At 54.7% G+C, this 8916-nt stretch carries 11 protein-coding genes; 2 read left to right on the forward strand and 9 right to left on the reverse strand.

From position 1 onward, the window contains the following. The 9 genes from B9A19_RS21560 to B9A19_RS21595 form a co-directional block, all read right to left on the reverse strand. On the reverse strand, positions 1-232 hold a 232-nt coding region (locus tag B9A19_RS21560), incomplete at its 3' end, for a transposase (protein WP_505579042.1). Positions 233-277: 45 nt separating this feature from the next. Then, on the reverse strand, positions 278-1018 hold the full coding sequence (locus B9A19_RS21565; RefSeq protein WP_084093211.1) for a zonular occludens toxin domain-containing protein: 741 nt from the start codon (positions 1016-1018) through the stop codon (positions 278-280). A 4-nt stretch (positions 1019-1022) separates the two neighbouring features. Beyond that, positions 1023-1355, reverse strand: a complete 333-nt coding sequence (locus tag B9A19_RS21570; RefSeq protein WP_084093212.1) for a hypothetical protein — start codon at positions 1353-1355, stop codon at positions 1023-1025. Between the two features lie 7 nt (positions 1356-1362). Then, entirely contained in the window at positions 1363-2535 is a 1173-nt protein-coding gene (locus tag B9A19_RS22740; RefSeq protein WP_176217059.1) for a hypothetical protein, read from the reverse strand. 117 nt (positions 2536-2652) lie between these two features. Continuing rightward, on the reverse strand, positions 2653-2865 hold the full coding sequence (locus B9A19_RS21580) for a hypothetical protein (protein ID WP_084093214.1): 213 nt from the start codon (positions 2863-2865) through the stop codon (positions 2653-2655). Between the two features lie 9 nt (positions 2866-2874). Further along, complete coding sequence (locus tag B9A19_RS22370) at positions 2875-3177, reverse strand: hypothetical protein (RefSeq protein WP_139799054.1); 303 nt, start codon at positions 3175-3177, stop codon at positions 2875-2877. 5 nt (positions 3178-3182) lie between these two features. Continuing rightward, positions 3183-3380, reverse strand: coding sequence for a hypothetical protein (locus B9A19_RS21585; protein ID WP_084093215.1), 198 nt, complete (start codon positions 3378-3380; stop codon positions 3183-3185). Then, positions 3380-3706 carry a hypothetical protein gene (locus B9A19_RS21590; RefSeq protein WP_084093216.1) on the reverse strand — a complete coding sequence of 109 codons (327 nt, stop codon included), beginning with the start codon at positions 3704-3706 and terminating at the stop codon, positions 3380-3382. The genes B9A19_RS21585 and B9A19_RS21590 overlap by 1 nt, the downstream gene beginning before the upstream one ends. Positions 3707-3708: 2 nt before the next feature. Then, positions 3709-5187, reverse strand: coding sequence for a replication initiation factor domain-containing protein (locus B9A19_RS21595; RefSeq protein WP_084093217.1), 1479 nt, complete (start codon positions 5185-5187; stop codon positions 3709-3711). A 72-nt stretch (positions 5188-5259) separates the two neighbouring features. Between B9A19_RS21595 and B9A19_RS22375 the strand changes: the two genes are divergently transcribed. Beyond that, positions 5260-5652, forward strand: a complete 393-nt coding sequence (locus B9A19_RS22375) for a helix-turn-helix domain-containing protein (RefSeq protein ID WP_139799055.1) — start codon at positions 5260-5262, stop codon at positions 5650-5652. A 316-nt stretch (positions 5653-5968) separates the two neighbouring features. Next, a partial coding sequence (locus B9A19_RS21605) for an amino acid adenylation domain-containing protein (RefSeq protein WP_139799056.1) occupies positions 5969-8916 on the forward strand: 2948 nt, incomplete at its 3' end.

Below are 8916 nucleotides of genomic sequence, written 5' to 3' on the forward strand. Positions count from 1 at the left end.
GTTCGCTGCGCACGGTGAACAGGATTTGCAGCAGCAGCGCTCGCAACAAGTGTTCGGGTGGAATCGACGGGCGGCCGGTATGTGAATAGCGCTCATCGAACATCGTGCTCATGTTGGCGAGGATGCCATCGACCAGCAGGCGCAAGCGGCGCAGTGGGTGATCGGCGGGAACACGATGTTCGAGGCTGACGTAGCTGAACATCGACGACTGTGGATTCTCTTGGCCGCGCATAGGAAATGGGGAAAGTAGGTGGCTGGTTTGAGGCGGAATTCTGCCTCAAACTCCGCTTGCTGCAAGGGGTTGGGAGTTTCTCACCAGCCTGCTAGGATGAAAAAAACTCCACAAGAAAAAAATAGCCAAACCAACAGCGGCCAAAACAAGAGGGCCACCCACACGAACCAATGATCGCTTAAATATATTGCCACGATCATCCGCATGAGTTTCAGTATTTGTCGTTTCTTCACGATGACTAGCATATGTGCCGAAATACTTTTCGTCATATTTCCCAACGCCCTTACTGATCTGCTGAAATTCTTCAGATTTGACCGCTTTTGAACAAATCCACGCATAACGCTTTGTTGCGCCCAAGGCATCGAGTTTGCGAAATTCAAATAACTGATCAATACGACGGCGCCAAATAGGGTGAACGTCGCGGCGATCCTGCCCAAGCAAAACAACGTCAATGCCAAGATGGCGATGCTCAGTAACCCATTCCTGTTCTTTTGGATTCATATTGCCGGACTTAGACGGCCAGTGGTTTTGAACTTCGTCAATGACCACCAGTGAATCATTTTCAGCAATTTCGAGGAGCGTTTTAGTATCCTCAGGGGATACACACTTAATCAACGCCTCAACAAGCTCTATATCAATAGCGGTAACTTCGGCAATTTTCTGATGATTGACGCCGCGGATATTGGTAAATACCGCCCTACCCTTTTGCAGCGCCGGAATAATTTGCTTGACCATCGCTTCATACGACTTACCAGCACCGGGCAATCCCTCATGGAAAATTAGCATGTCATCACCACTGGAAAAGAGTCACGAACTTACGAATCAAATGAACGCCCACACCAATACCAAGAATGGAAAACGCCTCTGCAAATCCGCAGACACTCAAGAAAAATTGCAACGATTGCGGCAACTGGGCAATTAGCGAAGAAATACCCTTTAAAATAAATTCAGGCACTTGAATGCTATTCACCAAAGCGATAATCATATCCATCAAAGCAGAAAAAATTGAGAGCATGGCATCATAAAGCAAATCTTTAAATGCCTGAGCGATACTCATTATGGTATCAGTAATAAATTGCCCAAATTCAACAATATAATCTTTAATCTTGGAAATGATGGACATATATAGCCTATCGTAAAATAGCGAATTTAAATGCTGCCCAAGTGGCAATCAAAGCAAGCATCACTTTTATAGCCGCGTAAATTTGATATGCAATTTGAGAACAAAACATATCCATAACATTGCCACCAATCGAATGGCCCATTACGGAAATTGTAGGCAAGGCATAAACAGGACAAGTTCCATTTGCGGATATATCAAAAAAATGAATTGCCGCACTAACAATTGGAGCGTTTTTTAACTCATCAATTTTATCTAACGCAACTGACTTAAATGTGGAATCGCCTTTTTTATAAAATCCATCCTTCGGCCCTTTCAAACCAAGGGGACCCGGATCACCATCATCGGGCGCGCCGGTAGGAACGGGAACACCTGTTGTGCCAGTTCCAGGGGTACCAGTGGGATTACCACCGCCGCCGCCACCACCGCCACCGCCGCCGCCGCCGCCGCCATCACCAGGAACAGGCGTGCCGCCTGGAACGGGCGTACCACCTGGCGCAGGGGTAGTACCAGGGACAGGTGTGCCGCCAGTGCTGGGAGGGCCGGAAGGGACCGGAGCAGGAGTAACGCGATCAAAACACTTGAGAACGCCGTTCATGACAGCCGAATCCTGATTAGCACCACATGTATTAGGCGGAGGCGTGGTAAACAACTGTGGTGCCCCATTGCCATCGGCAGCCGTACAAGACGTACCTGTCTGCGTATACGAACCATGCGAACCGTATTGGGTCTTGCCACCAATAACGCTGGATTTAGATGCGCTAGTGCCGGTAAATAACGCAACACAACCGCCAATACATGACGACGCTGCAGTATTAGGAGACGACGAATACCAATCGCCGGTACCTAAATTAGTTCCAGCTCTGCAGGGATTAGGACCGGGGGTAGCTGGTGGGCTAGTTGGAAACGGGGTAGGCGTAGGCCCCATCAACTCGCGAACATCTGATTGCAGATTACACGGATCATAATTAATACCGCAACCGCAACCAACTGTTGCAACTCCATAACGAGGAAAAACCGTAGGGTCCCCGCGCCATGTAATACCCTTAACGCCGGTGAAACCACCACACATCATCGATGGATTTGTCTGCCAATTAATACCGCCATTGGAGGAGTATTCAATAACAGCAAATGATTTGGCGGACAAAAACAACAGAACAAACAATACGAGTAGACGAATCATTTAAGCCCCGCAATAATTGCCCATGCGCAAAGCAATCCGAGTAAGAAAGACGAAAAGAGCCAAATCATTTCAGTCACCAATAAAAAAAGGGGCCGAAGCCCCCGCCATTAAAATGGCTTAGGCAAAAAAGGACATGACCTGCTTAAAGCCCCAACGCGCGAAACGCGGGGAGATGGCAATCGCGGCAACAGCAGCAATGCCGGTAATGATCGACGTTGCATCGAGCGCACCAGTAATCTGGGAAAAGTCGATATTGATAGCGGCGGCTTGCGACGAAACAGCGGCAAGCGCGAGAACGACAGCGAGGGAAATACGATTTTGCAGATTCATAAAAAACTCCTATTTGAAAAAATTGATTACTTCACCGAATTGGCGAGCTACTACAAAACACAGCAACGGGGCAATCAATCCCGCGCTGATTGCTGCGGTAAATTGCTCGGGAGTGGGTTGAGAAAAAATCTCCTGAGCAATAAACGCATCTCTGGTTTCGGCAGCAGTCATTGCGACATAGCCCGGACAAGAGGCCATATCAGCAATAGCGCCGAGATTAACGACTTTTACAAGAATGGCAGGGCGACCGGTATCGGAATAAGCAGCAAGCCCCTCACCGGAAGTTTGCGAAACGACAAACGAATAACACATCGCCATCATTCTTCTCTTACAAAAAAACTAAAAATCAACCAGCGATCAAGAAAATCAATCGCGGTTTCGACTGCGGCCTCTTCTGAATCAAAAAGACCGGCGTCATTCACCATCCGGGTGAAGCCAACGGTGCCATCGTCGGGAAACAGGAACAGGCCGGAATCTCTGTCCTGGACGATCCACACCGGCCTGAGGCTGGCCATTACGGTTTGGCCGCGACCGCGGCAACTTCGCCAGTTGCGACGTTGACGCGCCCGACCGGCTTGACGTCAACGACTTCCATCTTGATCTGGCCGCGTGCAACGACCTGTTCGACGGAGATGTCGGCCTCGAGCGGAAACGGCAGCGCTTCCAGCTTTTTGTAAAGCGCCGGGTCCGGGCTCTTCAGCTCGGCAACGGACATGCCCTTTTGACGGCCGTTGTTTTCCAGCGGGAAGAGTGCGAACAGCGTGGTGGACTTGTAGGTTTTGCCATCCACGTCGCCGTCAAAGAACTTGATACCTACGATGGTTGCGCGAAGTTGTTGCATGGTCAGATCCTCGATATGTCGGCCGTAAAGCCCGGTTCCGATGTGGCCCATGGCATCGGGAGCAGATAGCTGGGTGCGAAGTCGATATGGCCCATTTGAGCGAGCGCGGCGACTTCGGAAGGGGTGAGGCCTTGGTACTTGTCGGAAAGACGCAGCGGGGCCGGGGCGAGCGTGCAATCAGCAGGCTTGAGACGCTTGGGCATGCCTTCGCGGGAAATAAGGTCTAGCAACTGGGCGTCATCGGCCACGACCTCGCGGAGGACGTGCACGTACTGGCCGAACTGCTTCTTGATGTTGTTGATCGACGCGTTGAGATTCACTTCAAGCTGGCGCTTATGGGTCTCGACACGGCTTTGGCGTTCGCTGATCCAGCCGAGGGCCGGATACATGCCAGCGAGATACTTGCCGGGCTGAAGAAGCATTTCATAGGGCAGGACGCAATCGACGGCTTTGAATTCGCCTTCAATGCGTACCCATTCTGAATCGCGGGCACCCTCTTTGCGGCCACGCTCATAAACACGCAAGAACTTGGCACCAGTGCGTAGACCAACGGTCAGCGTTCTGCCCTTCCCTGTCGGGTTTTTCCAGTTGCCAACATGCTCGACGTTCGGCGCAGTGCCGCGATAGTTCTGGAATGCTCCTTGATCGTAATCGGCGTCGGCACGATCCACGCTGTAGCGCTCACCGAAAAAATCATCGTGCGCGAGGTCTACGCGGGTGAGCTTGGGGTTTACCGCTTCGCCTTCCAACCAGAGGACTAGCCGTTGCTCCCAGCCGGGTTTTGCTGCTGTGCAGCCGGTACCGCTGATGGAAACTTCCATGCGATCACGCTGGCCACCAATGGCGACGAAGCCATAACCGTCACCGAGCGGGAAGCTATCGTGGAAGAAGTGCTTACCGGACTGGCGAGGGCCGGTAACGCCGAAGCCGAACACGGCTTCAAGCCGCTCGGAGAGGGCGAGCACGTAGTCTTCGTGACTGTTGGCAAAATCGGCATATTGGAGACAGGTGTCTTTGTGGAAGGTGAAGTTCACCCAGTCGATAAAAGCCACGTCATCGCAGGGACCGGTACGTACCGGGTATTCCTTTGTCTTCACGCGACCACCGGACGAGATCACCAGTTGCAGCACCTGGGGAGCGGGAGTTAACCCCGTGTTACCTGTGGGGGTCTCGCGCTGCCCAGCCGGCAAGCCTGTCGCGCAAGCGCGCCCGGCTTCGCCGGCTTGGCGTTGTAGCGCTGCCCACGCGGTCACACCGGCTTCGTCATAGCGTGCAGCACGGCGTTCTTGGCCGTACCATTGCGGCATCAGTGCGGTAACAGCGGACTCGAAATCAACCCCGAACTCATCGCGGAGCGCAAGACGCGCTTGATTCTCAGCCGACAACGTATAGGCTACGGCGGAATCAATGGCGGCAAAGTCGGCCCCGGTCAGGGAGGCATCGAAGTGGCGGAGTTCTGGAAGCTGTTTTTTGCGGGGCATCGCAGAGTGATAACTTGTTAACGTGGTGCAAAGTTAACACGCGATAACAAGTTAACGTCAATGGAGTAACGCTTGGAAAACTTGGAAGAAATCATCGAAGAGGCAAAGAAAGCCTCAGGGTGTGAAAGCTATAGCGACCTAGCAAGAAAGCTAGGTGTAACACATGGAACGGTAAGCCACTGGCGAACCGGCAGAAGCACTCCAGACGCTTATGCACTCATGGAGCTACAAAAACTCCTGAAGATCGATGCACGCCAGTTGCTGGCAATCATCGAGGCAGAGCGCGCCAAAACCGAGGAACGGCGCGGGTACTGGGAGGAGGTAAAACGCAGTTTCTCTTCGTCGGGTTCTACGATTGCCGCCGTGGCTTTGGCCGCGACAATAGCCCTATTCGGGAACCCAAGCGTTACAGCAGAACAGGCAAATACTTACAAATATACTTCACTACCACTGTATATTATGTAAAGTAAAATGCCAAAAACCTGGTGAAGTGGTGCTGGCAAGGCACGTGAAACACGACAGAACGAGCCATACGGCAGCAAGTGAATGCAGCGCCACCTGCGGAGTTTTGTTAGCGGATCTCGGCGGGAAAAGTACCAAGTAACTGATATCCATAACTTTCTTCTAATTTTCCATATTTTCTCCAACTTCACGCTGTTGCACACAAACAATACCATTACGTATCCAGCGCAATAAGGCTATTCCCTTGTGTCAGAATGCGCTGCGGCCGGTAACGGATGACCTTACCGCAGATTCCGCTCAGCCTTGCTGGATACGCTCGATGACCACGAAATACGCTTTCCGTTGTGTTCTGATTGGGGAAACCACGTTGCCCGAGGCATGTGCCGAGCGCTTGCTGGCCCAAGGGCATGACATTCTTGCCGTGGTAACGCGTGACGCACGTTTGCAGCAATGGGCGCAGGCGCACTGCATCATGGTGACCGAAAGCGCTGCGTCATTGCCTGCACTGCTCGATGGTAGAGCTTTCGAGCATATTTTCAGTATCGTAAATCCGGCGATCTTGTCACCAGCCTTGCTGGCGCTGGCTGCGGGATATGCGATTAACTACCACGATGGCCCGCTACCACGCTATGCCGGTACCCATGCAACAACATGGGCATTGATCAATGGTGAAACGCGCCATGCGGTCAGCTGGCATTTGATGCACGCGCAGGTTGATGCGGGCGCCTTGCTCCAGCAGGCATGGCTGGATATTGCAGCTGACGAGACAGCGCTATCGCTGAACGCCAAATGCTATGACGCGGCACTGTCAGCCTTCGATGTCTTGCTGGCCGATCTGGCCGCCGGCACCGTCAAGCAACAGCCACAAGATGCAAGCAAGCGGACTTTCTTTGCCAACCGCCTGCGGCCAGCAGCCGGTTGTAGCTTGCAATGGCAACAACCAGCACAACAATTGGCATCCTTGGTCAAGGCGCTGCATTTCGGTCCCTACGCCAACCCGTTGGGCACGGCCAAGTTGCTGGCACCTGCTGGCTGGTGCAGTGTCGGGATCGCTGTGGCACTGCATACAGAAGTGGTACATATCCCCGGTACAGTGTTGGCGATTGACGCTACAACCATCACGATCGCCACTGCGCAAGGTGCGCTGAGACTATCCGGGTTGACCAGCCTGAGCGGCGAATCACTTTCACCGCTTGATCTTGGGTGCGTGACGGGTATGCAAGTGCCCGAGCTGGCCAGCAGCGATGCTGTACAACTTGGGCAGCGCTACGAGCAATCGTCCCGCCATGAAGTATTCTGGCGGCATCAATGGCAGCATGCCGAGCCGGTCCGTCTCCCCCTTGCCCGCCATGTTGCCGGCTCAGCTGCGCCCATCAGCCACCTTCACATCCCTGTACTGCGCGATGCAGAAAACGATCGCCAGTTTGCGGGCACCGTGGCTGCATTTGCTGCACTCCTCGGGCGCATTTGCCAGATTGATCGTTTTTCAATCGGATATCGACCTCTGGCACTGCAAAGCATGCCGACGCTTGTGCGCAGCTTTTTTGCCGATGCGGTACCACTGAATTGCAAGATTGATTCGAGCTTGCCGTTCCCGCAGTTGCAGCAGCAAATTACCGCGCAACTCAACCGGCTCGAGCAACATGGGTTGCCCGCACGCGACGTGGTGCAACGCTATCCCGAATTGCGTGGCGGCGGCGAAAAATCCTGGCCCTTGGTCGTTGAAATAGTCAGCCAGGCGCAGTTCGATGCACCAGTTCCACTATTGGGCAGCAATGCAGTTTGCGTGCTGCAGATCATGGCAGATGGTGGTGGCGCCCGCTGGGTTTTCGATTCCGGTTTGCTTGACTCTGCCCATGTCGCAGAGATGCAGCTGCAATGGCAGCAGCTGCTTGCTGGCTTGGCTGTTTCAGATGCATCGCCGCTAGCCCGGATTTCCTTGCTGGATGCAAACACTAGACAGCGCGTGTTGTTCGGCTGGAACGAAACGGCAGCGCCCTGCCCTCATGTCGGTATCCACCAGCTGTTCGAACAACAAGTCGATGTCCAGCCAGCTGCCCCCGCCTTGTTGTTCGGCGATGCCGTGCTGTCCTACGCCGAACTCGATGCCCGCGCCAATCAACTGGCACACGCTTTGCGCGCTGCCGGGGTCGGGCCCGATGTGTGTGTCGGGGTGTGTTTGTCGCGTTCCTTCGAGCTGGTGATTGCGCTGCTGGCCATCCTCAAGGCCAGCGGGGCGTATGTGCCGCTCGATCCGGCTTATCCGCCACAACGATTGGCGCACATGCTGGCCGATGCGTCTCCGCGGCTGGTGTTGGCCGAACAGGCACATGCTGATGTGTTGCGTGCCTACGCCGGGCCGGTGTGGCTGCTGGATGAGGCGGAGCGGCAGGCCGAGTTGGCCGGCCTGGCGTCAACGCGCTTGAACCTGCCGGTGTGGCCGCAGCAACTGGCCTATGTGATCTATACCTCGGGCTCGACCGGTTCGCCCAAGGGCACGCTGGTGCCGCACGCTGGCTTGGTGAATCTGGTTCACGACAATATTGTGGCGTTTGGTCTTGAACCTGGCCAGCGCATGCTGCAATTTGCATCGCTGAATTTCGACGCGGCGACGTGGGAAATTTTCCTGGCGCTATTGTCCGGCGCAATACTTTGCCTTGCCGAGCGCAGTGCGCTGGTGCCGGGTCCGGCTTTGCTGGCTACCTTGCAGCGCTACGCTGTACACACTGCCGTGCTGCCGCCAGTAGCCCTACCCATGCTGGATGCCTCTGCCCTGCCCGCGCTGAAAACGCTGGTTGTCGGTGGTGAAGCTTGCCCGGCCGCGCTGGCCAATACCTGGCAACAAGGCCGACGGTTCTGCAATGCCTATGGGCCGACCGAAACCACGGTCTGCGCCACCCTGGCGCAGATTGACACCGTACAGCAACACGCCCCGGCGATTGGCCGGCCCATCGCCAATACCCGGGTGTATCTGCTGGATGCCCACCTGCAACCGGTGCCGGTCGGGGTGGCCGGTGAGCTGTATATTGCCGGCATCGGGCTGGCGCGCGGTTATCTCAACCGGCCAGACCTGAGTGCCGAACGCTTCCTGCCGGATCCGTATGGGCCGGCTGGCAGCCGCATGTATCGTTCTGGCGATCTGGCGCGCTGGTTGCCGGATGGGCGCATTGACTATCTGGGCCGCAGTGATCAGCAGGTCAAGCTGCGTGGTTTCCGCATCGAGCTGGGCGAGATTGAAGCCACCTTGCTGCAACAGCCGGCGATTCG

The sequence above is a fragment of the Andreprevotia lacus DSM 23236 genome (genome assembly GCF_900176275.1).
GTDB lineage: Bacteria > Pseudomonadota > Gammaproteobacteria > Burkholderiales > Chitinibacteraceae > Andreprevotia > Andreprevotia lacus.